This window comes from Rhizobium vallis, from assembly GCF_003985155.1.
In the GTDB taxonomy this organism is placed as follows: Bacteria; Pseudomonadota; Alphaproteobacteria; order Rhizobiales; family Rhizobiaceae; genus Rhizobium; species Rhizobium vallis.
Genome location: NZ_ML133699.1, coordinates 100,218 through 125,140, shown reverse-complemented (window position 1 = coordinate 125,140; position 24,923 = coordinate 100,218). Strand labels below are relative to the sequence as shown.

Genomic DNA, 24,923 nt, shown 5'->3' with positions numbered 1-24,923 from the left:
CACCCCTTGCACCGTCGTTTGTGAGGATCGGACAGGCCGATCTCTACAACAGAGGAGACTCTCATGGACCTCGGTCTTTTCATGATGCCGCTTCATGATCAGCGGCGCAATTTCACGGAGCTGTTGAAGCAGGATCGCGAAGCCGTTATTCTCGCCGATCGTCTGAATTTTGCTGAAGTCTGGGTCGGCGAGCATATCACCTGCTCGTGCGAACCGATCGCGGATCCGCTCCAGTTCTTCGGCTCGCTGATCCATGCCACGAAGCAGATCAAGTTTGCCACGGGCGTTCTCAATCTCCCTCAGCATCATCCTGCCCGCCTCGCTGGCCAGATCGCACAGTTCGATCATCTTTCTGAAGGCCGCTTCATCATGGGTGTTGGCCCGGGCGGTCTCGTAACGGACATGGAACTGTTCGGAACGAGCGACAAGAATCGTGCTGAGATGACGACCGAGTCCATCCGCATCATGCATGAGATCTGGTCCAGCAGCCCGCCCTACAACATCAAGGGCAAGTACTGGGACGTAGTGGTCGAAAAGACCCTTATACCGAGCCTCGGGTTCGGCCCGATGCTGAAGCCCTATCAGCAGCCATTCCCGGAACTCGCCATTTCCGTCATGAGCCCATCTTCGAGCAGCGCTCGCCAGGCTGGTGAAAATGGCTGGAGCATTGTTTCAGCGAACTTCACGCCGCTGGCCAACGTCAAGACGCACTGGGAACAGTATGCTGTCGGTTGCGAGAAGGCTGGCCGCCGTCCGGATCGCAACAAGTGGCGTATCGCGCGCTCGATCCTTGTCACGGACTCGGATCAGGAATCGGCTGAATACCTGGCGGACGAGACCTCGTCGTACAACTGGTACTACGAGTACATCGTCGAAGACATGAAGGCATTCAAGCTGCTCGGCGTTCTGAAGCCATCCATGAACACCCTCGACAGCGACATCACGGTCAAGAATTGCCTCGACTGGATGGTGATGTCCGGCTCGCCGAAGACGGTCCTCGACAAGCTCGTGACATTCGTTGACGAGGTCGGTGGTCCTTTCGGCTCCCTCATGATGACGCAGAAGGACTGGGACCGCCCTGCTCTGCACAAGCGTTCGATGGAGCTTCTGGCGACCGAGGTCATGCCCAAGCTGCGCCAGCACGTCTCCACCCTTCAGGCAGCCGAATAATCAAGCGCATCTGATATTGTCACGCGGGAGCGTCCCGCGTGACCAAAAGCAATAAAAATCGTCAAAAACGGGAATAATAGACCAACACAAAACCACTGGGAGCATTGCAATGAGTTCAGATTCTAAAGACCTCTCGAATATTCCGGCAGCACGCACTGCGGACATTCTACGCGACATCAGCTTGGACCGCCGCCACTTCATGTTCGGCACCGCGGCGATCGCAGCGGGCGCTACGCTTGGCGCTTGGACCCCACAAGCCCACGCGGCCGTAGGCGGCAACCTCGAGGTGATGGCCTGGGAAGGCTATACGCTCGAAGGCGAGACTGCAGACTGGCGTAAACAAAACAATCTGACCATGCGCGCCGCAATCATGAGCAACCAGGACGATGTAACCGCCAAGGTGGTTGGAAATAATGCGGTTCGGCTCGACCTGGCCGAATACTCCAACGGCTACAACGCAATCTACAACGAGTTGAAGGTCCTCACAGAACTCGATGTCTCCAAGATCCCGAACTACAATAAGGACGACATTTATCCGCCGTTCTTCCAGGGCAATATGTGGTTCTGGGATGGTAAGCAATGGGCTATGCCATGGGTGTGGGGCGTCGATACGATCATCGTTCGACCAGATCTCGTAAGCGTGCATGTCAGCAGCTATGAGGATCTTCTGCAGCCGGAGTTTGAAGGCAAGCTGGCGTTCGTAGACAATCCGCTTACCACTTGGCCGCAAATCGCGAAAGTCACTGGCTACAAGGACAAGTTCCCCAATCTGACCAAGGACGAGCTTGCCGATTGCTTCGAAAAGCTCAAACCTTATCGCGACCAGTGCAAGGTCTTTGCCTCATCGAACGGAGACATTATTTCGCTATTTGCATCCGGCGAAATTGCTGCTTGCTTCTGCGTCTGGGCGGCGGTGCCGCTTGAAACCATCAAGCAGGGTGTCAAGACACAGGCGATTATGCCCAAGGAAGGCGCAGCGGTGTGGGCCGACGCTTGGTTCATTCCGAAGACTGCCGAGAATATCGAATCCGCGCACGCGTTTATCAACGAGGCACTCAGCCCTGAGATTCAAGCTTCGATCAGCAGGACCGCCGTTGCAAGCTCAGTGTCTAAGAAGGCGCCGGCTTTGATGGACCAGCAAACCCGCGCTCTGTTCGACTATGACAATTTCGACAGCGCCTTCGCAGCTATGAAAATCTACGGTCAGCCCCCGAGAACCTCGGACAAGTATGCCACCTACGACGACTGGCTGCAGGTCTGGTCTGACTTCCGCGCAGGATTTTAATGCCTCCCGGCGGGCGCGATCGTCATCGCGTCCGCTGATAGCTCGCTTGTGGTTGCATCCACTGCCAACCTGCCAATGATACAGTTACAGGACTACGCCCATGGCCGCCGCTGCTGACTATGTCGATAAGACCAACGATGAAAGAACGGGAATGCGTTTGCCATCGATACCGAAGGGAACGGGGCTCGCAGTTGCGCCTCTGATGTTTTTGCTCCTCTTCTTCTTGATCCCGGTCGCGCTGTTGTTCGTGACCAGCTTCTTTACCGCGCGCTCGTTCGTTATCGAACACGTCTGGAACATCGAGAACTACGCAAAAATCTTCGCTGCCCAAGGCTTTTGGCAGGCAACTTGGGTGGGAATGAAGAACGGTTTCTTCACCGCGACGTTCTCAGTCGTTCTAAGCTTTCCCGTTGCATACTACCTCGTATACAAAACCAGGAGCAACGTCGTACTCTATTTGGTGCTGCTCTCCTGGTTCTCCAGTTACCTGGTCCGCGTCTACGCGTGGAGAACGATCCTTGGGACTAACGGCGTGATCAACTCCTTTTTGATGGGCAGCGGCATCATCAGGGAACCGCTGCAGGTAATCCTCTTCAGCCCTTTTGCTTCGATCCTCACGCTCATTCACATCATGCTCCCATTCGCACTCCTGATCCTCGTTTCGTCCCTTCGCGACGTAAAGCAGGAGTACCTGGAAGCAGCGCGTGATCTCGGAGCGAGCGGCCTCGGCGTGCTCTACAAAGTCATCCTGCCGATGTCCTACAAGGGCATCGTGGGATCTTTCATGTTCACCTTCATCCTTGCCGCTGGCGACTACATCACTCCGCAGCTTCTCGGTGGGCGTGAGGGCGTCACGAGCGGCCTGCTTATCGCGAACCAGTTCAGAAGCGCCGGAAACTGGCCTTTGGGTTCTGCGATGGCATTCGTTCTGCTCGCAACCTTTGTGGTTGTCTACGTCGTCTTCACGCAGGCCTTGAAGTTCGCAAAACTTGCGCCCGGTCGGCGCTACCACGGGTGATCGCCATGCTTAGAGCTTACCTCTCACTGTACCTGGTTTTCCTGTTCGCTCCGATCGCGATCATCGTGCTCTTCAGCTTCCACAGCACGCCAGCCTTGACCTTTCCGATCGAAGGCTTGAGCCTGCGTTGGTACGCACAGCTATTCGACAAGCCGGACTTCGTAGCTTCGCTCTGGAACAGCCTAAAAGTCGGCTTCTACACCGCGATCGCTACCACAATACTTGGCACGCTCGCCGCGCTGGCCCTCATTCGTCTGAAAGGCAAGTACAAGCAGGCTTTCGAATTGTTGAACTTCGCGCCAATCGGCCTGCCCGGCCTCTTCCTTGGGATTGCGCTGGTCACCCTCTTCGCTGCGATCAACCTGCCGCGCTCGCTCGTCACCGTCACGATCGCCCATGTTCTCTTCACGTTGCCGTTTTTCGTCGAAACGATGCGGTCGCGGATCAATTACTTCGATCATTCGCTCGAAGAGGCAGCCCGCGACCTCGGGGCATCCCAAATCCAGACCTTCCGGCTGGTCACGATCCCGATCCTTGCACCAACGATCGTTGGCGCCGCAATTCTCACCTTCGCGCTGTCCTTCGACGAGTTCATCATCACCGTCTTCGTCAGCGGAAATGACACTACGCTCCCGCTTTACATCTGGTCGATGATGCGCCGGACAGTCGATCCTTCGATTAACGCGGCCAGCGTCCTTGCACTTGCACTATCGATCGTCGTGCTGGGCGTAGGCGGGCTGACCCTTTGGCTCCAGAGAAAAAGAGCTGTCGCCCTGCGCGACGCCATCTAACAGGGGAACATCAATGTCTCAGAATATCGTCGAACTCACCAACATCACCAAGAAGTGGGGCATCTTCACTGCCCTGGACAACATCAGCCTCAACGTTCGGAAGGGCGAAATCCTTACCCTCCTGGGACCAAGCGGCTGTGGGAAGTCGACGCTCATGCGTATTGCGGCTGGCTTTGAGAGCGCGAGCTCGGGAGAGGTCACCATCGGCGGAAGGAACATGACCGCTGTCCCGCCGGAAAAGCGGCCCGTCAACATGGTTTTCCAGCGCTATGCTCTCTTCCCTCACCTGGACGTCTTCGACAACGTAGCCTTCGGGCTCCGCTTGAAGGGTATCGCGAAGTCAGCGGTCACCGAGCAGGTCAACGCAATGCTGAACCTGGTGCAGCTTCAGGACTTCTCGAACCGTTGGATCGGTGAAATCAGCGGTGGTCAGGCGCAGCGCGTCGCCCTGGCACGTGCGCTCGTGAACCGTCCCTCGGTGCTGCTGCTTGATGAGCCACTGGCGGCGCTCGACCTCAAGATCCGCCATCACATGCTTGAGGAACTCAAGCGCATTCATACCGAGACAGGCACCACCTTCATCTATGTTACGCACGACCAGGACGAGGCCATGATTTTGTCCGACCGCGTCGTTCTAATGAACAAGGGGACTATCGAACAGATCGGCACCCCCGATGAGATGTACGGTGCTCCCAAGACGCTCTTCTGCGCCAAGTTCTTCGGCGAGACCAACCTTCTTGATGGGCGCGTTCAGGATGCGGACGGCAGCGGCGCCGTTCTGTCACTTCCCGTCGGCGCGGCGACAGTGGGTACTCGGGGCCTGCGGTCCGGTTCGGCTGTGCACGTATCCATCCGTCCGGAAGCGATCAACATCTCGGCGGCGACGGGTACTTCGGAAAGCTCCAACGAGGCCGTCGGCAAGGTCGAGGACGTGATGTTTATCGGCAGCCGGGTTGTCTACAAGGTTAGACACGCCGAGGGTACGCTGTTGAAGTGTCAGGAGCCTCGCGCGGCAGCTGGTATCCGCTTCGGCGTCGGCAGCCCAGTTTCTCTCAAGTGGGATCCCGCATCCGTGGTTGTCCTCGCAAGCTGAGCCCAAGAAAGAAGGCGAGAAATTGATGTATGATTATATCGTAGTGGGCGGTGGCTCGGCGGGTTGCACGATAGCCTCGAGACTGAGTGAGAACCCGGACTCAAAGGTACTCCTGCTTGAACAGGGCGACCGCGACTGGAGCCCCTACATCCACTTGCCCGTGACGTACTACAAGACGTCCCAAAGCGACATGCTGACGCGTTATCGCCTGGAGCCACAGGCTTATCAGGGCGGCATCACTCCGGAGTTTGTCCAAGGTCGTGTCCTTGGTGGAGGTAGCTCCGTCAATGCGATGGTCTACATGCGAGGCATCCCGCAAGACTACGACCGCTGGGCCGCTGATGGGTGCGACGGCTGGGCTTACAAGGACGTATTACCCTACTTCAAGAAGGCAGAGTCGAACGAGCGCTTCGCTGGAGAAGCGCACGGTACGGAAGGGCCGCTTTCGGTTTCCGATCAGCGCCACACCCACTATCTGACGAAGGCGTGGGTGCGTGCCGCGCAGGAGCTGGGGATCAATTTCAACCCCGACTTCAATTCCGGCAACCAGGCTGGTGTCGGCTTCTATCAGGTTACGATGAAGGAAGGGCTGCGTTGCAGTGCCGCGAAGGCCTACCTGAAGCCTGCACGGAAGCGGAAGAACCTAACGGTTCAGACGAAGACCAAAGCCCTCCGCATTCTCATCGAAAACAACCGTGCCGTCGGCGTCGAGTACGTTCAGAACGGCAACGTCGTCAAGGCGATGGCAAGTCAGGAAGTTGTTGTGTGCTCGGGAGCGATCGGCTCGCCTCATCTACTGCTCCTGTCAGGCATCGGTCCAGCGGATCACCTTCGTGAGATCGGCGTTGACGTGAAGCACGACCTCCCCGGGGTCGGCCAGAATCTCCAGGACCATTTCGACATGTTCCTGATCTACGAACTGACTGGCGCCCATAGCTACGACAAATACAAGAAGCTCCGGTGGCAGGCCTGGGCGGGCTTACAATATGCACTCTTCCGCAACGGACCCGTCACCTCCAACGTCTGCGAAGGCGGGCTTTGCTGGTACGGTGCAGAAGACGACAAGCTGCCCACCCTGCAGTATCACTTCCTGCCTGGCGCAGGTGTCGAGGAAGGTTCGGATTCGACGCCGAGCGGCAATGGTTGCACCACCAACGTCTACCAGTCGCGGCCAAGATCGCGCGGATTCGTCAAGCTTCGCAGCTCGGATCCGAACGTGTTCCCGGTCGTCAATCCGAACTATCTGGCGGAAGGTATGATGTCGAGGTACTCGCTGAGGGCGTAAGAATCGGACAGGAAATCCTGCAGCAGCAGTCCCTGTCGAAGTACGTCTCGCACCCATATCGTCCCGGCGGCGTGCTGAAGACGAAGCAGGAGCGCATGCAGTTCGTCAGGGAAACGGGCCAAGGCGCCTTGCATCCGTCTGGAGCCTGCAAGATGGGGACAGACAGCATGGCGGTTGTCGATCCGCAATTGCGAGTTCGAGGCATCGACGGTCTCCGCGTCGCGGATACTTCGATCCTGCCGCGCGTCCCCTCGGGAAACCTCAACGCTCCGGCGATCATGGTAGGCGAGCGCGCGTCCGATTTCATCAAGGGCAACAAGGTCTCCATCGAATACCGGATGGCGGGAGAGTAATGTGGAACTCGTCTCGGCTGTCCCGGCGAATATTCCCAGTGAACTCTCATGGTGGCAGCAAGACGTAAGGTCTTCTTTCACGATCAAAAACCTGCCTCCGTTGAGTGGGAACATTGAGGTCGACGTCCTTATCGTCGGTGGCGGTTTCACAGGCATGTGGACCGCCCTCACCCTCAAGAAACGTGAGCCCTCGCTCCGCATTGCCATCGTCGATGCCTATCGGTGCGGCGACGGCGCAAGTGCCCGCAACGGCGGCAATGTGCACGGCTATTGGGGGGCGCTTCCGACATTGCTTCCCATGTACGGAGCGCAGAAATCGCTGGAGGCAGCCGAGCTTGGTACGCTTGCGCAACGAAAGCTCCGACATTTCGCCGAGACGCATGATGTCTGGTGGACCGAAGAGGGCTACCTCCGCGTTGCCACATCAGCAGCCCAACGCAGCAAACTAAACGACTTCATGAAAGTGGCTGAAACACTCGGTTTCCCGTCGAGCGTCAGGCGGCTGTCCAAATCCAACCTCTCGGAACTCTGCAACTCGCCTAGGTTTGAAGAAGGATTGCTTTTTGAGGAGGGGGCGACCGTCCATCCGGCAAGGCTGGCTCATTTTCTGCGAGAAGAAGTGATTTCTGCCGGGGTTCAAGTCTACGAGGATACGCCAGTCCTGCGTGTCAGTAAGGGCGAGCCCTGCCAGGTGAACACCGCTCGTGGGGGCGTAACCGCTCGGGACGTCGTTCTGGCGACCTATACGGGGACGATGTCGGTGCCATCGGTCTACAAGGCGACAACGCTCTTCTCGAGCTTCCCAGTGATGTCGAACGCGAACGAGCTCGAACTCGAACGTCTGAATTATCGCGTCGCCCGGGGCATTGCCGACTTGAGGATGTTCACTCACTACTTCCGAAGGACTCGGGATGGTCGGATCCTGATGGGCTCTGGATCCGGGCCGATCGCCATCGGCGGAAAGCACAGTGCAAGCGACCTGCGCAGCGATCAGCGGAGTGCTGACCGAGCCGCAATCGGCCTTCAGCGCTTCTTCCCGTCAATAGCGAAAGCTGGCATAGCCGCACGATGGGGCTTTCCGATCGAGGTCACCTCGGATCGCCTGCCCTATTTCGGGACGATCTCGGGTTCGCGTATCCATTATGGCTCTGGCTATTCCGGCCATGGTGTCAACGCAACAGTGATCGCTGGCGAATGCCTAGCATCTATCATCTTGCGGACAGCGGATCGATGGTCGACTTCGCCCTTCTGTAAACGCGACCGCCTGCGCTTCCCACCTGAGCCCTTCCGTTTCGTGGGCGGAGCCCTGATCCGGAACGCCATCGTTACCTGTGAGGATGCTCAGGATGCGGGCTTGAGGCAACCGCTGATCGCCCGCGGCATCGCTGATATCCCTCGCATGATCGGTATGCGCATTGGCACACGATAAATAATGTAACCGGAGATAAAATGACCATTCAGCGCTTCGAGCCCAACGGCAAGCGGCTTAGCCACGTACTCGTCAACAACGGCATTGCGTACGTAACCGGACAGGTTCCGACCGACCGCACGCAGGATATTGCTGGCCAGACCCAGCAACTGCTCGACCGTATCGATCACCTTCTTTCCGTGGCAGGGACAGAAAAGTCGAAGATCCTGTTCGCCCAGATTTGGCTCAAGGACATCAAGCGAGATTTCGCCATTATGAACCGGGTTTGGGAGGAATGGGTTCCCGAAGACGCTCTCCCCGCGCGCGCAACTGTGGAGGCCAATCTGGCAGCCGAAGAAATCCTGATCGAAATCGCGCTGACGGCAGCAGTCTAGTCGCACTCAATCCTGATTGTGAGTTGCCCAGGCTGCTCACAATCAGGTCAATCTCGCCCTCTCAGAGGGAAATCACCTTAGTGAAAGATTGTACTGCTTGAGTTTGCGGTACAGGGTTGCCCTGCTAATCCCAAGAGCATCAGCGCAAGCGACAGCATCGCTTCCATGACTGTCTATCGCGGAAAGAATGGCTTCCCGCTCCGCATGACTCGCAGCAGTCTTCGATGAGACCGGGCCTCTTTCTGTCGCATCGCCGTGGACCCGGATTGGCAGGCGGGCGGAAGATGCAGAAGCCTCGGACGCTACCTTCTGCGCTAATTTCGGCGATGGGGCTTCAGTCTGCAAAGGCACAGGCGCCAGCATAAGATCATCGGAACGGATAATCCCGCCCTCTGCGAGCCGAGCTGCACGTGTCAGAACATTCCGAAGTTCGCGGATGTTGCCCGGCCATGGATGCGCGAGAAGGTGAGACATTGCCTTCTCATCGACCGCAACTGGCCCTTCATCCGAGATCTGCTCAAGGAGATTATGGATGATCGTGATGAGGTCCGTGCGTTCCCGCAGAGCTGGCAGGTTAACGATCGTCCCAGCGAGACGATAGAAAAGATCCTGTCGGAACGTTCCCGCGGCGACCTTTTCGTGAAGGTTCTGGTGCGTGGCAGCCACGACCTGCACATCTACTGTCCGCACCTTACCCGAACCGAGAGGCATCACTTCCTGTGTTTCCAGGAAACGCAGCAGCCTCGTCTGCAGTTGAAGCGGCATATCCCCGATTTCATCGAGGAAAAGCGTGCCCTTATCCGCCTCAACGATACGCCCCGCATTGCCCTCCTTGCTCGCGCCGGTGAATGCACCACCACTGTAGCCGAAGAGTTCGCTATCGATGAGCGTGTCCGGAACTGCCGAACAGTTGAATGCCACAAATGGGCCCACGGCCCTTACGCTCTCGTAGTGCAGCGCGCGGGTGAGCGTGTCTTTGCCCACCCCTGTCTCACCAAGCAGAAGAACGTGCAACCCGCACCCGAAAACGCGCTTCAGGATATCGATGTTGCGTTTCATCGACGGGTCGTCGCCGGCGCATTCGGCAAGGGTTGTGATCTTGCGAACTGACTTCGCTTTGATCGACTTGGAAATCGATACCGAGGTCTGAGCCTGAGGAGCTGAAATCGGGCGTTTCAGAGAAACGTCGACAAGCTTGCTGCTGCCGAGTTGGCGCAACTCCCGCAGGGCTTCGCAGAGGTAGTCGATCGTCGGGTTTCCTCGGATCTTTTCAAAAACTCCCCAGATCGATCTCGAGCCGATTGCGGAATCGTCAATCTTGAAGAGGTTCCTGGCATTCTTGGTGGCACCGACAATTCGGAAATCGCTATCGATCGCGAAGATCGTCGGCGACCGCTGCTCGACATTGATCGTCATCGTATAGAACTTCCGATAGAAGTTTCGGAAGTAAGACGTCTCAAGACGATCCGCCGTAATTTGCGCGATTCCAAACACTACGCGATGAGCGAGCTGCGGAAGACCGGGATTTCGCGTGGAGAGGTTGATCACTCCAAGCACGTTTCCGTCCGGTCCGAAGAACGGCGCCGCAGCACAGGCTTGGCCCGTCAGATCGGCATAAAAATGGTCGGTGAGGTAAACGGCGGTAGGGGCTAGGTTCTTGAGAGCGGTGCCGATACCATTTGTACCACCCACCTCCTCAGTCCATACGGCACCAATCCTGTCGCTGCCGCAGTAGAAAGTCGAATCCCGGCTGCGTCGCTCGGAGATGATGACCCCATTTCGATTGGCGATATGTGCGCTGTAACCGCCCCCTTCAATCATCGTCAGGGTAGTTTCCAGCTCGCCGGTGGCCAACGCTATGTCATTGTCAAAGAACTCGCGCTCTGTTCGCATCTCCTTGGACGAGAGATCGATCAAAGTCGGCCGAGATGGATCGAGCTTGTAGTCCTGTAGACAGCGCGCCCACGATTCGGTCCGCCATGAGGCGTCAGATCGATCCGAGCCGGAAAGCACGGCCTTTTCGATAAGACGGAAGTGGTCGTCCGTATCCAGCATTGAAACAAGGCTCCTTATGCAGAAGCCAATTAGCCGGCCAAAACTGACGGCTGTCAAGGAACTGTCACCAGTCTCTCGCAGTCTCATTTCTGAGACTAATTTGAGACTGGCGCCAAGAAATACGACGAAAGTCGCAATAGCCTTTTAAAAACAAACATATGTTCGTCTGGCACGTCAGTTGCACCTCCCTTTTTGACCTCAAAATGCGGGAAATGAAGGAGATTTGCATGGCGTACACGGACACACGGCTCTTCATCGGTGGTGAATGGTGCAGCGCAAGCGATGTCAGGACGCTCGACATCGTAAACCCCTCCAACGGAGAGGTTATCGGCACTGTCGCGCACGCGTCTCGCGCTGACCTGGAGAAGGCAGTTGAGGCCGTAGTGGAAGGATTCAGGGTATGGAGCGCAACATCCGCGTTCGAGCGGTACAAGATCATCCGGAAGGCAGCGTCACTGCTTCGCGATCGTCTTGAGGAGATTGCCCGCCTCCTGACCACCGACGAAGGAAAGCCGTTGGCGGAATCCCGCCTCGAGGTAAATTCCTGCGCGGATCTCCTCGACTGGTTTGCTGAAGAAGGCCGCCGTACCTACGGACGCGCGATTCCCTCCCGCTCGATCGGCGTCCAACAGTTCGCGTTGAAGGAACCGGTTGGTCCCGCCGTTGGCTTCACGCCGTGGAACTTCCCGATGAGCCAGATCGTCCGAAAGCTCGGCCCGGCTATTTCGGCAGGGTGCTCGATAATCATCAAGGGACCCGAGGAAGCACCCGCCGCACCTGCCGCGCTCTTCCGCTGCCTCGACGAGGCCGGAATTCCAGCGGGCGTTGTCAACCTTGTCTTCGGGACTCCTTCTGAAATCTCAGAGTTCCTTGTACCCCATCCGGCAATACGGAAAGTATCGTTCACCGGGTCGGTCGGCGTCGGCAAACATCTCGCCTCACTGGCAGGTCTTCATATGAAGCGGGTAACCATGGAACTCGGTGGCCACGCGCCCGTCATCATCGCGGATGATGCCAATATCGACGCTGCCACAACCGCCCTTATCGGTTCGAAGTTCCGCAACGCGGGACAGGTCTGCATTTCGCCGACACGGTTCCTCATCCAGTCGAAGGTCCACGACCAGTTCGTCGAATCCTTCGTAAGCAAAGCCAAAGCGCTGAAGGTTGCCGACGGACTCGCTGACGGATCCCAGATGGGCCCGCTCATCAACGAGCGCAGAAGAGCCGCTGTCGAGGCGCTCATCGAAGACGCGGTATCGAAGGGTGCAAAGTTGGAGACCGGGGGTGAGCGCATCGGCAACCAAGGCTTCTTCTTCGCGCCGACGGTCTTAACCGGAGTCAACACGGACATGCGTGCAATGAACGAGGAACCCTTTGGTCCGATCGCGCTTGTTCGCTCGTTCTCCGACATCGACGAGGCCCTCGTGGAAGCAAATCGCCTCCCCTTCGGGCTTGGATCCTATGCTTGGACCACCAGCGCCACCACGGCGCGTCGTCTGGCCCACGGCATCCAGGCTGGAATGGTGACGATCAACCATATCGGGCTCGGCCTGCCGGAAACCCCCTACGGCGGCGTGAAGGATTCCGGATACGGTTACGAAGGCGGCAGTGAAGCGTTGGACGCCTATCTCAACACCCGCTTCGTGACCCACGACACCCTGTGAGACGGAGGAGCCAGCCATGATCAGAGCAGACGATTTCCGGGAGGCAATGCAGCGGTTTGCCGGACCAGTCACCGCCATCACCACGATTGAGAACGGCATCCCATCCGGCTTGATGGCAACCGCGGTCTGCAGTCTGTCCGCGGAGCCACCGTCCCTCATCGTCTGCGTCAACAAGACGGCATCGGCTCACGACACTATACTTCGCCAGGGCTTTCTCGGAGTTTCGGTCCTGGCGGATACGCAGATGGCCTTTGCAAACCATTTCGCGCGAGCGAAGGGACCCGACCGCTTCGAAGGAGCGCTCTGGTGCATGCAGGAGACGGGCGCGCCGCTTCTAGCGGATGCCTCTGTTGCGTTCGACTGTCGTATCGCACAGACCCATGATGGCTTCAGCCACACGATCATCGTCGCGCTGATCCATGACATTCTTCTTCCGAACAGCAACGCCGACCGATGCCTTCTCTGGCATCGCAAGGGCTTTGTGAGCCTGACCGCTCAGGAAGCCGAAAACGCTACAGCACAGTAAGGAGGCTACAATGGCTTTTTCAACCATCGAAGATGCGATCGCAGCAGTAGCACGCGGTGAGATGATCATTGTCGTGGACGACGAATCCCGCGAAAATGAAGGTGACCTGGTCATCGCGGGAGACGCAGTGGATCCAGCCGCCATCGCTTTCATGATGAACCATGCTCGTGGCCTCGTCTGCGTGTCACTTCCCGGCGAACGGCTAGACGAGCTGGACATGCCGCTCATGGTTCGAAACAACTCGGAATCGATGAAGACTGCATTCACGGTCTCAGTCGACCTGATGGAAGGGATATCGACAGGCATATCGGCGGCGGACCGTGCCAAGACAATCAGAGCTCTCGTCGATCCCACATCGAAGCCAGATGATTTCGCCCGCCCAGGCCATATCTTCCCTCTGCGCGCAAACCCGAAAGGCGTGCTAGGTCGACCGGGTCACACCGAAGCGGCCGTCGATCTATGCAGGCTCGCTGGCCGCATGCCTTGCGGCGTGATCTGTGAGATCGCCAAGGACGACGGGACGATGGCGCGCGTGCCTGACCTCGAGATCTTTGCAGCGACCCATGGACTGCATCTGGTTACGATCGAAGCTCTTATCGAGTACCGCCGACATGCCGAAAATGTCGTCGAGATCACTGCCAAGTCTGAAATGCCTACCCCGCATGGCAAGTTCGAGGCAATCACTTTCACGGACACGGTCTCGGGTGTTGAACACGTGGCTCTCGTGATGGGCGACCTGTCGCGCGGACCATTTCCTGTACGCATCCACTCTGAATGCCTCACGGGGGAAGCGTTCGGCTCGCTCCGGTGTGACTGTGGGGACCAGCTTGAGATGGCTCTTTCGATCATTGGCGACGAGGGCGTTGGCTGCCTCATATACATGCGGGGGCACGAGGGTCGAGGGATCGGACTTGGCCGGAAGATCGCAGCATACGGACTTCAAGACTCTGGCTTGGATACGGTTCAAGCAAACAAGGCGCTCGGCCTTCCGGCAGATGCGCGCGACTACACCGCTGCAGCGTCACTTCTGACGCAACTGGGCGTCAGTGAGGTCGTTCTTCTCACGAACAACCCGGATAAAGTTGCCGCCATGGAGGAAAGCGGCATTGTCGTGAAGGCACGACGCGGGCTGTTTGCCGCAACGCAGGCCAACAATGTTGCGTATCTGACTACAAAACGAGAGAAGTTCGGACATTTCCTCGAACCCGCTTGGGCGCTGGAAGCTGGCTGATGCTCGGGTGGGAGTGGATGGATCCGCCGGATTGGATGAAGGAAGATGCCGCGGCAATTTCCCGAGACGCACCCCTTCGCCGATTTCGCCGAGCGGTAATTCAGAAGAGTGGTCCGAGCTTGCCGATGATCGGCGGCATGAGAGATGACGGTTTGAAAGTGGCTCGAAACCATGATCCGGAAACAAGAAAGCCACGGAAACCCGTGGCTTTTCTTCACGTGCTGCCCGAACAGTTGGTTCGGATCAACGCCCGTACACTGCACGGCGGATGTCGCCACGCGACAGACCGATATCCTTCAGAGAGGCGTCGCTAAGCTGGGATAGCTGGCGATAGGCCTTACGCATTTGGAAGAAGTCGATAATCTTACTACTCGTTTTCATCACAAACCCCGTTTCGTTTCTGCGCAATTATCTAGCAGAATGCATGTGAAATGAGCAGTCGCTTGCTTGCATGGCTGACCTACGCCAAGCGATGAACTGAGCTCGATCTAGCGCTTATCTCCCCTTGGAACGCCCCGGGCCGTCGAGTGAGCCATTGGTCGTGTCACGCAACTCGGCGAATTTTAGGAGATTTGACCGTTCCCTCACTCAATTGAAACTGGCTGACCAGATCCCGCAATCGGCCCGCTTCCGACGATAGCGACGCCGCAGCTGCGGTCGATTCCTCAACCATCGCCGCATTCTGCTGCGTCGCCTGATCCATCAGGTTCACAGCCGTGTTGATCTCGGCAAGCCCGGTCGACTGCTCGCGCGCTGAGGTGGCGATTGCCTCCATCACTTGGTTGATCTCAGCAACATGGTCACTGATCGACTTGAGCGATGCACCGGTTTCGAGGACCAGCTTCACGCCGTTCTCGACTTCGATGGAGGAGTTCTGGATGAGGCCCTTGATCTCCTTGGCCGCCTGTGCGGCTCGCTGTGCGAGCTCACGCACCTCCTGTGCGACCACGGCAAAACCCTTGCCCGCCTCGCCGGCCCGGGCTGCTTCGACCCCGGCATTCAAGGCCAAGAGGTTCGTCTGGAACGCGATTTCATCGATGGCACCGATGATGTTGGAGATTTGCTGCGAGCTGTCTTCAATACGCCGCATCGCCCGTTCTGCCTCGGACACGACAGCTGCCGACCGCTGGGCGCTGACATTGGCCTCCAAGGCGACTTTGCGCGCCTCATCCGTCCGCTTCGTTGCTGTCGCGACATTCGAGGTAATCTCATCCAGCGCGGCAGCCGTCTCTTCGAGCGAAGCTGCCTGCTGCTCAGTGCGTTTGGAAAGATCCAGAGCGCCCGACGCGATTTCATTGGATCCGTTGTCTATGCTGTGCACCGTTTCCAGGACGGCGCCGATAGTGGCGCCGAGTTGCCTGAGTGACGCATTGAAGTCCTCTCGAAGCGTTTCATAGTCAGCCGCGAACTGTTCCGACAGCTCGAAGGAAATGTCGCCAGCGGCCAGCCGGCGGAGGCCATCGCCCAGAGTTTCTGTCGCTTGGCGCAGTTGATGGGCTTCAAGTTCGGCGCGCTGCTGAGCCGAAGCACGCGCTGCTTCTGCTACGCTGCGATTAGCGGCAGCGTCTTGTTCCAGTCGAACGACGTTGCGCGCATTCTGCCGGAATATTTCGACTGCAGCGGCCATTTCCCCGACTTCATCGGCCCTGCTTGCATAAGGTATATCACTGTCGAGATCTCCCTCCGACAAACGTCCCATCGCGGACGCGATGGTGCGTATCGGTCGGGCAATTCCAGTTATGGCGAATGCAACGCCCATCGCCGCGACCAGCACCGCCAGGAAGGCGATAGCGGACGTCAGCATGAAGGCCGATTTCGCGGAGGAGCCGCTCGCCGCAACAAAACTTTGAGCCTGAGTGAGGATGAAGGCGACCAGTTCCCCGACCCCCTTATTCACCATTTCAGCCTGTGGCTGCATGCTCGCTTTGAAGAAGTCGGTGGCATCCGCTTGCCTACCGTCGCCCCGCAGCCCGATCATCTGCGTGGCCATTGTACGATATTTGTCGAGTTCCAGCTTGATCTGATCGATCAACTGGCGCCCGCGTTCGGTTCGGACACCCTTTTCATAGTCGGCAATCGCCTTGTCGACGGCCGCTGTGGCCGCCTCAATTTCCTGTTTGACCGCTATCTGTTCCTTTGCCGTGCCGTTGAGCAGGTATTTCCCATAGACGAGTTCCAAGCTGAGGAAGTTGCCCTTGATCTCCCGCGCCGTCACCAACCGTTCCATCCAGAAATTACCGATCTGCTCAGCGTTGGCGCTCAGCGTCCAGATGGTACTCAGCGAGACATAAGACAAACCAATTGTGAAAATGCTGATGATCGAGAGCTTGAGAATTAGGGCCTGCTTAATGCTCGGGCGTTTCATGAGGGTCTCCGGACGTGTGTTTGAGACGGCTTGCAGTTCGCTACCAGGATACAAAGTCGCATTAGGGATATAATTTCGGGTTAACTTTAGGTCACTAGTCCTAAAATTGCGTGACTTAATAATCTGGTAACCTTCGCATGAAGTTCGCGCAAACTATCAACCCGAAGTTACTCCATGCTGTGGTTGCACCTGCTCGCGCAGCGTCTGGATGATCCTCTCTTAATGCATGTCTAAATCGGATATCGCGCCAAGCATAACCGCTGAGCCCTGCGCCGACTGGCTAAGGCTCAACGGGGTTGATTTGCGCTCCAGGCCCGGGATGGCCTTCAGAATTTTGAAAGGTGCCTGCTTACTAGTTTCACGAATGCGTCGGGCGTCTCATACATCGGATAATGTCCGGCGTCCGTCAGGACTTCCACCTCGACATTCTCGTACCACGTACCAACCGTCTGCTGTGTCTTCTCGCGGGAAGACCCCGGATCATTTGCGCCGATCACGACGAACACTGGCGTGTTGTTTCCGAGGACTTCACTGGAGAAGTCTGTTCCCGTCCACGACGCCATATAGGCGACCAAAGGACGTTCAGAGGTGCCTGCAAGGCTGGTGTCGCGCAATTCTTCAAGCCACTCGTCTTGCTTCGTGTGGCCCGTGTTCACATCAATGAGCGTCTTGCGGACTTCTGGATCGTTGATGGCGTCCTGAAGTAGCTTTCGCCGCTCCTCCGTAATCTTGGCTCCGGATGCGGGCAGCGCCGCCACCATAAGGACTGATTGCACGTCATCAGCAGCATCGACGGTGAGGCGTTGGACCGTCATCCCCGTCATTGAATGGCCGATCACATGGTATTTCTGCCATCCCAACGCCTTGGCTAGACCTCGAACGTCGCGTGCGACTTCCTCGATAGTGTACTGGCCCTTTTCGTCGAGGCGCTGGCCGTAGCCACGGCAATCCATGAATGCGACGGTGAATTTGCTGCGATCCCACAGCGGAAATGTGGGCGCATACAGCCGATGATCTCCCATCCAGCCATGAAGTGCGATCACCTTTATCGAGCCCTCGCCGATTACACGGCTGGGCTTCACATCGATATTCTCATTCATCTCAGTAGCTTCCTTTTTCATTCTTAGGCTCGTTGGCCTGTTCGGCCATAAGCGAACGAAAGGATCCAACACTTGCGGCCGCCGCGCCTGCGAGAAGCCTCACATCGTTCGACACTGTCACCAGATCGAAGCCCCACTTTGCCGCCTTGGCCGCATATGCCGGCGATCCGCAATGCAGGGCTGCCTTGATGCCGGCGTCGTGCGACGCTCTCAGGATCCGGCTGATTGCGTCGATGATCTCCGGCTCCTCGCGGTCGAAACCCGGAGGGTATTTCTTACCCGTGAGGCCAATCGTTAGATCCGCTGGCCCGATATAGATGCCGTCGAGGCCGGGCGTTGTCGCTATCTCGTCCAGCCGCTCCAGAGCCTGCGCGGTCTCGATCATTGCGAAGCAAACGATCTCTTCGTCGGCTTCACCGAGATAGTTGCCGCCGCCAGTTGAAATCAGCGCGCGCGAGGGGCCGAAACTGCGTATCCCAGTTGGAGGATACCTGACATAGGATACGAGCTGCTCCGCTTCAGCACGGCTGTTGATCATGGGGCACACGACGCCGTATGCGCCAGCATCGAGCGCCTTCATGATATGAACAGGATCGAGCCAAGCTGGCCGGACGAGCGGTGTGACTTCACTTGCCCGCATGGCCTGGAGCATGCCGACAGCTTCCTGATAGTCGACAATGCCGTGCTGGAGATCGATCCCGATGCTGTCGTATCCTTGAGCAGCCATGATTTCTGCAGAGAAGGCGCAGGGTATTGAAAGCCAGCCATTCAGTACGCAACCGCCTTTCGACCAGATTTCCTTGAGTTTGTTGGCCTTCATAGCTTCCGACTCCCGAGAACTCGTCCATACTTCTTCATCACGTCGAGGTCCGGCTCAAAACCGATGCCCGGCTGGTCAGACACCTTGATCATGTCGCCGTTCCGAATTCCCTCGACATCGGCGAGCCACGCATCCGGCTTGACGAAATTGTACTCCAGCGCTTGTACGCCTGGCCGCGCTGCCGCAACCTGCAGCGAAGCGAAGAAACCGGGTCCGAAGTAAGGAGAATGCGGCATCAGCGTCACATCGTGTCGCGCCCCCATATCGATGACTGAAACATACTCGGAAACGCCGCCCACCTTGGTTATGCTCGGTTGCAGGTAGTCGACCGCGCCCGCCGCTAGTGCCTGGCCGAATTGGAAAGACGTGCACCAGTTTTCGCCGGCGGCGATAGGAAGCCCTCGCCCGCGCAACGATTTCAGGGCCGCGAAATCTTCCGGAGGGTAGATTGGCTCTTCGAGCCACGCGAGATCGAGGCTTCGCAGTTCTGCTAAGTTCGTCTCGACGAAATTATGCGACCATGCACAGTTCACGTCCACGCAAATGCTCGTATCGGGACCAGTCGTATTCCGGCAAGCCCTGATGTCCGGAAGCGTTATCTCGTGCAGTTTGATCCTGGTAAACCCGGCGTCGAGCACCTCCTTGGCAGATTGCGCGACCAGGTTCGGTTCCCCGTACCGGACAAGGCTGGCGTAGAAAGGTATCTCCGTCCGACCCCGGCCATCACCGAGAATCTTATGGAGCGGCTTGCGCTCACGCTTTGCGAACAGATCCCAGAGCGCCATATCCACGCTGGAGATCGCAAAGATCGTCACGCCGTAACGTCCGAACATATGCAGCTGCCGCTGGGTGTTGCGGTTCCAAGTGGGAATATCGGTGATGACCTGGCCGATCAGCGAAGGAAAAATCAATCGATCGATAACAGATTTGGTGGCGTCGATCAGCGAATAGCCGAAGCCTTCGCCCCATCCAATGTTGCCAAGTTCGTCCTCAAGTTTGACGAGCGCGAACTCGAGCGTTTGCCACGCCGTCGGCATGATACCGACGCCGGTCCCTCTGAGCTTGAAGGGTATTTCGACGAGGATAACCTCGCCCCAAATAATTTTCACTGATTTTCTCCCCAGGGGTTGGGCAGTTCATTGACTGCGAAATGCCCCCCGACATAAGCCATCTGATCGCGCGGCAACTGATCGCGCCCCTTGAAGCTGGGCGCGTGATTGTCGCGGGCGTCATCTTTGGGGCAGTAGCCGAACGAGCGCGCGTGGCGGTTATTGAACATCGCCTCCGGGCAGTTGGACGCTGCATATACGACCTCGCACCTCACGTTCGGGTGCTCCAGGCCAATATCGATCAACGAAGCCAGATCACGTCCACTCGTCCACATCCGCTCGCGCCTGGCATCGACCACGAGAGGATCGGCATTTCCTATTCGGAGCAGCATTGTGCGGATTCCGAAACGGTGTGCATACATCGCGCAGGCAGCTTCGCCGAATGCCTTGCTCAGCCCATAGAAGCTATCCGGCACAATCGGCAGTTCCTCGTGCACAATAGTGTCCGCCCCAAGCATCCCGACAGCATGGTGGCTGCTTGCGAACACAAGGCGCTCGACAGCATGAATACGGCAGCTCTCCAGTAGATTGAGGACAGCGCGGTAATTGGGATCGAGCGTCTGTTCGAAGTTGAACCCTGGTCCCACCAGACCAGCGAGATGCACGATGCCATCCACATCGTGGGCCGCAAAGTCGCAAAACTCGCGGTCAGCAAGATCTCCGCGGATGCTGATTTCGTCGACGGTAGTCTCGAAATCAGCAATGTCGGTGACCTTCAGCTTGTACCGCTCGCGCAATATGGGTCGGAGCAATCGCCCGACGTTGCCACCCGCTCCCGTGATCAAGATCTTTTTCATGTCGGTCAGTGCAGCAATTGGCGAAGGAACGAACGCGTCCGTGCCTCCTTCGGATTGTCGAAGAACTCCGCGGGCGGCGCCGTCTCGACGATCTTGCCGTCGGCCATGAAGATCACACGATCAGCGACCTGCCGGGCGAAGCCCATTTCGTGCGTTACGCAAATCATCGTCATTCCGCTGTCTGCGAGATTGACCATCACATCCAGCACTTCGCGGATCATCTCTGGATCGAGCGCGGATGTGGGTTCGTCGAAAAGCATGATGCGTGGTTTCATGGCCAGGGATCTGGCGATCGCGACGCGTTGCTGCTGCCCCCCCGACAGTTGCCCTGGATACTTGTGCGCCTGCTCTGGAATCCGAACCTTTTCGAGAAAAGACATCGCGACATCGTTGGCTTCCGCTCGCGCGAGGCCGCGGACAGTCCGAAGCGCAATTGTGCAGTTTTCGAGAATTGTTTTGTGCGGGAAGAGATTGAAGTGTTGAAAAACCATGCCGACCTCGCGGCGAACCGCTTCGATCTTTTTCCGCTCGCGCGTTAACTCGACGCCTTCAACGAGGATCTTCCCCTTCTGGTGCTCTTCGAGATGATTGATGCAGCGGATCATCGTCGATTTCCCGGAACCCGATGGCCCGGCAACGACGACGCGCTCGCCCTCCCCGACTGTGAGATTAATGTCGGTAAGAACCTGGTGCGCGCCATACCACTTGGAGACGTTCTCGAATTCGACGGCACGTTTTCTGTCTGTGGTCGCAACCATGAGACTTCCTTGGATCAAGCTTTTTGAAGGGAAATGGAAGGCTTGCTCACCGGTGTGGCGCGCCGCCTCAAATGTCTGGTCAGGTACCATTCAAGCAGGCCCCAGACTCGTCGGATGGTCTCGACCATGATCAGATAGAGAACCGCTGCCCAGATGTAGACCTGAAAGTCGAACGACCGGGAAAACGCAAGTTTTGTGGCCTGCATCAGCTCGGGGACGGTGATAACACTCGCTAAGGCAGATGCTTTCAGGGAGAGAATCAGTTCGTTCCCAAGAGGGCGAAGCGCCATAATAAGGGCCTGCGGCAGCAGGACATGAAACAACGTCGTGACGCGGCTGAGACCGAGCGAGTTTGCTGCCTCTAGCTGTCCGCGAGGCAGCGAGCTGAGAGCACCACGCAAGATCTCTGCCTGATATGCCGTCGTGTTGAGCGTGAAGGCGAACAGTGCGCACAGATAGGCATCGCGGAAGAACCACCAGAGGCCAAGACTTGTTAGTTCCCCTCGGATCTGTCCCGCGCCGTAGTAGATCAGGAAGATCTGACCAAGCAGAGGCGTTGCACGAAAGAAGACGATGTAGGCTTTCGCGAGATAACGAAAGACCGCAATCTCACCATTACGAAGCAGAGCCAGAGGCAGGGCAAAAACTGCTCCAATCAGAGCTGAAGTCAGTACGAGTTCAAGGGTGACGACCAGGCCCCAAAGGATCTTAGGTCCATAGTTTGCGAGCAACTCGGTGTTCATGTGCGCCTCCTGGCGAAGCCACGATTAGACCGGACTTCAAGCAGGCCGACGATTGACGACGAGATCATCGAGATCACCAGATAGATGAGACAGGCGACGGCATAGAAGAACAACGGCTCCTTCGTATTTGCGACCGCGAGCTGTGTCTGTCGCATCAGGTCAGCAAGCGAAATGATGGAGACAAGCGACGTATCCTTGAGCAGGACGAACCAAAGGTTCCCGAGACCGGGCAGTGACAGCCGCCAGAGCTGAGGAGCGATGATGCTGATGAAGGTACGGGCGCGCGAAAGTCCCAGGGACGCTGCAGCTTCGTGTTGCCCCACTGGGATTGCTCGCATCGCCGCAACGAAAATCTCGGACGCAAAGGCCGAGAACACGATACCGAGCGCGATCATCCCGGCGATAAAGCCGCTGAGTTCGCCGAACGGGGTACCGAAGAGCGAAAGCCATGCCCACTGTATGAACATCCCGCCGCCGTAATAGATGATGAAGAGCGTCAGCAGCTCAGGCAGAGCGCGGAACGTCGTCGCAAAAAGCGTGGCGAGCCTCGCCAGCCAACGGTTCTTGCCGTTGATCAGAAGAGCCAGCCCCAAGCCGAGCAACAAGCCGAAGGGCAAGGTTGCGAGCGCAAGCCTGATCGTCAGCCACACGCCGTCAAGGAGGGACTGTCCCCAGCCTTCCGGGCGAAATGAAAGTAGGTCTAGGAGTTCCACCGTTCCTCCGATCCGTCGAATAGCCCGGCCGGAGATCGGCCGGGCGAACGACTGCAGGTCTTAGAAAATAGAGAACGGGAAGTACTTCGCGTTGATCTTCTCGTACGTGCCATCAGCGCGAATGTCGTCGATCGCCTTCTGGAACTTGTTCTTGAGCTCGGTGTCGTCCTTGCGGATGCCAACACCCTTGCCTTCCCCGAAGATTGGATCACGGAGATCATCGCCGACCAGTTCGCAGCAGGACGCGTCGCTCGACTTTTTCAGCCATGCATCAAGAAGCACCTTGTCCGAGAGAACAAAGTCCAGACGGCCTGCGGCAAGGTCAGCGCTCGCGTCGTCGACCGTCGTGTACGTCTTGATGGTGGAATCCTTGTACTTGGCTTCAAGGAAGTTCTGCTGGGTCGTCGAGCCCTGAACGCCAATTGTCTTTCCCGCAAGTGCAGCGGGCGAGATGTCCGTGACCTTCGCTTCTTTGGTCGTCATGAACTTCGCAGGCGTGTCGTAGTACTTGGTCGTGAAGTCGATCTTCTTCTTGCGTTCGGCCGTGATGTTCATGGACGCAATAATCGCGTCATACTTGTTGGCCATCAGTCCGGGAATCATGCCGTCCCATTCCTGGGTGACGATTTCGCACTTGAGCTTTGCCTTCTCGCAGAGCGCATTGGCAATATCGACGTCGAAGCCGGTGAGTTGGCCGTTTTCGACATAATTGAACGGCGGGTAGACGCCTTCGGTAGCGATTTTGACAGTTTTGTCTTCGGCATGAGCGCCTGCCACGAGCGCAAGTACAATTACCGAGGCGGATGTGAATACGGAGAGTTTCATGTTGGTAGTATCCCCTAAGAGAGTTGTTGATGACTGTGGAATTCTTCCGTCTTTTGTTGTTGCGTAGGCCCGAAGGCCTACGAGTTTGCAGCCAGCACTTCGTCCAGGCCCGACAGGAAAACGTCGGCGTGCTCGGCGGTGAAGGGAAGCGGTGGTCGGATCTTGAGAACGTTGCCCGAAGGGCTTGCAGCGCTGATCAGGATGCGCTTCTCGCGCAGGCCATTCACAACGTTGAGTGAGAGCTTTGCGTCTGGCTTTTTAGATGTCCGATCAGTTACGAATTCCATGGCCAGGAACAGGCCTGCACCGCGAACATCGCCAACGTGCTCGTACTTCTGTTGAAGCTTCTTCATGCCGTCGACCATGTAGTCGCCGATCTTGACCGAGTTCGCCATGAGGTCCTCGTCCTTGATTACGTCTAGGACGGCTTGCGCAGCTGCGATGCTGACAGTGTTTGCACCGAACGTGTTGAAGTAGCGGATATCGTTGCCGAAGCTCTCCAGCACCTCTGGCTTGGCGGCGACCCCGGCGATTGGCATGCCATTGCCCATGGGCTTGCCCATGACGACAAGATCAGGAACGATGCCATGGCGTTGGAAGCCCCACCAATGCGTTCCAGTTCGGCCAAAACCAGGCTGCACCTCATCTGCGATATAGAGGCCGCCCGCTGCCTGGACGACGTCGGCAGTCTTCTTCAGGAAACCCGGAGGGTCAGTCAGGATGCCGTCTGTCGAAAAAATTCCGTCTGCTATGAATGCGGCGAACTTGATGCCATGGCGCGTCATCTTCTTGATGGCGTCCTCGACGCGCTGCGCGAAGACCTCACCAATGTCCTCGCCATTCCCACGGTAGTCGTCTGGAGCTTCGACGACGTAGACATGCTGGCCGATCGGAACGTTGGGTCCCATCGACGGGGAGATTTCGGCGACTGCGGTAGTCAGGCCATGGTAGGCGTTGGCCGTGACAATGATTCCGGTGCCGCCAGTGTAGTAGCGGGCAATGCGGAGTGCGAGATCGACTGCTTCGCTCCCCGTGCACGTGTACATGACGTTGCTGATTTCATCGGGATACGTGGCGAGAAGGTCTTCCGAGTACTTCAAGATGTCTTCGTGCAAATAGCGAGTATGCGTGTTGAGCACCTTCGATTGCTTTGCGATTGCGTCGACTACGCGAGGGTGGCAGTGCCCTACCGAGGGTACGTTGTTGTAAACGTCGAGGAAGGCATTGCCTTCCGGGTCGTAAAGCCAGACCCCCTCTGCGCGAACAACGTGGACCGGATGCTCGTAGAAGAGCTTATAGGAAGGGCCCAGCAGCTTGCGCCGACGAGCGATCAGATTCTGCTCGTCTTGCGTCAGCCTATCCGCAGTAGTCGGATCAAAGCCGTTGATCATGAAGGCTGTTGCCGATGAAGCCGCCATT

General features: G+C 57.4%; 22 protein-coding genes and 1 pseudogene. 11 read left to right on the top strand and 12 right to left on the bottom strand.

Translation table 11 applies throughout. The features are described from left to right. The first annotated feature begins 63 nt into the window (after positions 1–63). The 8 genes and pseudogenes from EFQ99_RS29650 to EFQ99_RS29615 all read left to right on the top strand — a co-directional run bounded on the left by EFQ99_RS29650 (position 64) and on the right by EFQ99_RS29615 (position 8,798). Entirely contained in the window at positions 64–1,170 is a 1,107-nt protein-coding gene (locus tag EFQ99_RS29650; protein ID WP_126924715.1) for an LLM class flavin-dependent oxidoreductase, read from the top strand. Between the two features lie 109 nt (positions 1,171–1,279). Next, positions 1,280–2,455: an ABC transporter substrate-binding protein gene (locus EFQ99_RS29645; protein ID WP_126924714.1), complete on the top strand. Its 1,176-nt coding sequence runs from the start codon at positions 1,280–1,282 to the stop codon at positions 2,453–2,455. A 100-nt stretch (positions 2,456–2,555) separates the two neighbouring features. Next, a complete protein-coding gene (locus EFQ99_RS29640) occupies positions 2,556–3,473 on the top strand; it encodes an ABC transporter permease (RefSeq protein ID WP_126924713.1) in 918 nt (305 codons plus the stop codon). Positions 3,474–3,478: 5 nt separating this feature from the next. Further along, positions 3,479–4,264, top strand: a complete 786-nt coding sequence (locus EFQ99_RS29635; RefSeq protein ID WP_126924712.1) for an ABC transporter permease — start codon at positions 3,479–3,481, stop codon at positions 4,262–4,264. A 13-nt stretch (positions 4,265–4,277) separates the two neighbouring features. Beyond that, positions 4,278–5,357, top strand: coding sequence for an ABC transporter ATP-binding protein (locus EFQ99_RS29630; RefSeq protein WP_126924711.1), 1,080 nt, complete (start codon positions 4,278–4,280; stop codon positions 5,355–5,357). A 25-nt stretch (positions 5,358–5,382) separates the two neighbouring features. Continuing rightward, a pseudogene (locus EFQ99_RS29625) lies at positions 5,383–6,995 on the top strand (GMC family oxidoreductase). 1 nt (position 6,996) lies between these two features. After that, positions 6,997–8,424, top strand: a complete 1,428-nt coding sequence (locus EFQ99_RS29620) for an NAD(P)/FAD-dependent oxidoreductase (RefSeq protein WP_126924710.1) — start codon at positions 6,997–6,999, stop codon at positions 8,422–8,424. Between the two features lie 20 nt (positions 8,425–8,444). Further along, positions 8,445–8,798, top strand: a complete 354-nt coding sequence (locus tag EFQ99_RS29615; RefSeq protein WP_126924709.1) for a RidA family protein — start codon at positions 8,445–8,447, stop codon at positions 8,796–8,798. A 72-nt stretch (positions 8,799–8,870) separates the two neighbouring features. Here the strand turns inward: EFQ99_RS29615 and EFQ99_RS29610 are convergent, their stop codons facing one another. Then, positions 8,871–10,853, bottom strand: coding sequence for a sigma-54-dependent Fis family transcriptional regulator (locus EFQ99_RS29610; protein WP_126924708.1), 1,983 nt, complete (start codon positions 10,851–10,853; stop codon positions 8,871–8,873). 227 nt (positions 10,854–11,080) lie between these two features. On the opposite strand from EFQ99_RS29610, the gene EFQ99_RS29605 reads away from it, so the two are divergent. From EFQ99_RS29605 to EFQ99_RS29595, 3 genes are read left to right on the top strand one after another with little or no spacing between them, the layout of a single operon-like run. Then, a complete protein-coding gene (locus tag EFQ99_RS29605; RefSeq protein WP_126924707.1) occupies positions 11,081–12,517 on the top strand; it encodes an NAD-dependent succinate-semialdehyde dehydrogenase in 1,437 nt (478 codons plus the stop codon). A 16-nt stretch (positions 12,518–12,533) separates the two neighbouring features. Then, positions 12,534–13,043 carry a flavin reductase family protein gene (locus EFQ99_RS29600; RefSeq protein WP_126924706.1) on the top strand — a complete coding sequence of 170 codons (510 nt, stop codon included), beginning with the start codon at positions 12,534–12,536 and terminating at the stop codon, positions 13,041–13,043. A gap of 10 nt (positions 13,044–13,053) precedes the next feature. Then, positions 13,054–14,274, top strand: a complete 1,221-nt coding sequence (locus EFQ99_RS29595) for a bifunctional 3,4-dihydroxy-2-butanone-4-phosphate synthase/GTP cyclohydrolase II (RefSeq protein WP_126924705.1) — start codon at positions 13,054–13,056, stop codon at positions 14,272–14,274. A 243-nt stretch (positions 14,275–14,517) separates the two neighbouring features. On the opposite strand, the gene EFQ99_RS29590 is transcribed toward EFQ99_RS29595, so the two are convergent. The 11 genes from EFQ99_RS29590 to EFQ99_RS29540 form a co-directional block, all read right to left on the bottom strand. After that, positions 14,518–14,655, bottom strand: coding sequence for a DUF1127 domain-containing protein (locus tag EFQ99_RS29590; protein ID WP_126924704.1), 138 nt, complete (start codon positions 14,653–14,655; stop codon positions 14,518–14,520). Positions 14,656–14,818: 163 nt separating this feature from the next. After that, positions 14,819–16,639 (bottom strand): HAMP domain-containing methyl-accepting chemotaxis protein, encoded by a 1,821-nt coding sequence (locus EFQ99_RS29585; protein ID WP_126924703.1) that lies wholly within the window; start codon positions 16,637–16,639, stop codon positions 14,819–14,821. Positions 16,640–16,965: 326 nt separating this feature from the next. Then, entirely contained in the window at positions 16,966–17,760 is a 795-nt protein-coding gene (locus tag EFQ99_RS29580; RefSeq protein ID WP_245441606.1) for an alpha/beta fold hydrolase, read from the bottom strand. Continuing rightward, entirely contained in the window at positions 17,741–18,559 is an 819-nt protein-coding gene (locus tag EFQ99_RS29575; RefSeq protein WP_126924702.1) for an HpcH/HpaI aldolase family protein, read from the bottom strand. Before EFQ99_RS29575 ends, EFQ99_RS29580 begins: the two co-directional genes overlap by 20 nt. Next, a complete protein-coding gene (locus tag EFQ99_RS29570) occupies positions 18,556–19,668 on the bottom strand; it encodes a mandelate racemase/muconate lactonizing enzyme family protein (RefSeq protein ID WP_126924701.1) in 1,113 nt (370 codons plus the stop codon). The genes EFQ99_RS29575 and EFQ99_RS29570 overlap by 4 nt, the downstream gene beginning before the upstream one ends. Then, on the bottom strand, positions 19,665–20,465 hold the full coding sequence (locus EFQ99_RS29565; RefSeq protein ID WP_126924700.1) for an NAD-dependent epimerase/dehydratase family protein: 801 nt from the start codon (positions 20,463–20,465) through the stop codon (positions 19,665–19,667). The genes EFQ99_RS29570 and EFQ99_RS29565 overlap by 4 nt, the downstream gene beginning before the upstream one ends. A 5-nt stretch (positions 20,466–20,470) precedes the next feature. Further along, positions 20,471–21,223 carry an amino acid ABC transporter ATP-binding protein gene (locus tag EFQ99_RS29560; RefSeq protein ID WP_126924743.1) on the bottom strand — a complete coding sequence of 251 codons (753 nt, stop codon included), beginning with the start codon at positions 21,221–21,223 and terminating at the stop codon, positions 20,471–20,473. A 14-nt stretch (positions 21,224–21,237) separates the two neighbouring features. Continuing rightward, a complete protein-coding gene (locus tag EFQ99_RS29555; protein ID WP_126924699.1) occupies positions 21,238–21,966 on the bottom strand; it encodes an ABC transporter permease in 729 nt (242 codons plus the stop codon). Then, complete coding sequence (locus EFQ99_RS29550; RefSeq protein ID WP_126924698.1) at positions 21,963–22,679, bottom strand: ABC transporter permease; 717 nt, start codon at positions 22,677–22,679, stop codon at positions 21,963–21,965. The genes EFQ99_RS29555 and EFQ99_RS29550 overlap by 4 nt, the downstream gene beginning before the upstream one ends. A 60-nt stretch (positions 22,680–22,739) precedes the next feature. After that, positions 22,740–23,504: a transporter substrate-binding domain-containing protein gene (locus tag EFQ99_RS29545; RefSeq protein WP_126924697.1), complete on the bottom strand. Its 765-nt coding sequence runs from the start codon at positions 23,502–23,504 to the stop codon at positions 22,740–22,742. A 77-nt stretch (positions 23,505–23,581) separates the two neighbouring features. Continuing rightward, a complete protein-coding gene (locus EFQ99_RS29540; protein ID WP_126924696.1) occupies positions 23,582–24,922 on the bottom strand; it encodes an aspartate aminotransferase family protein in 1,341 nt (446 codons plus the stop codon). Position 24,923: the final 1 nt, after the last annotated feature.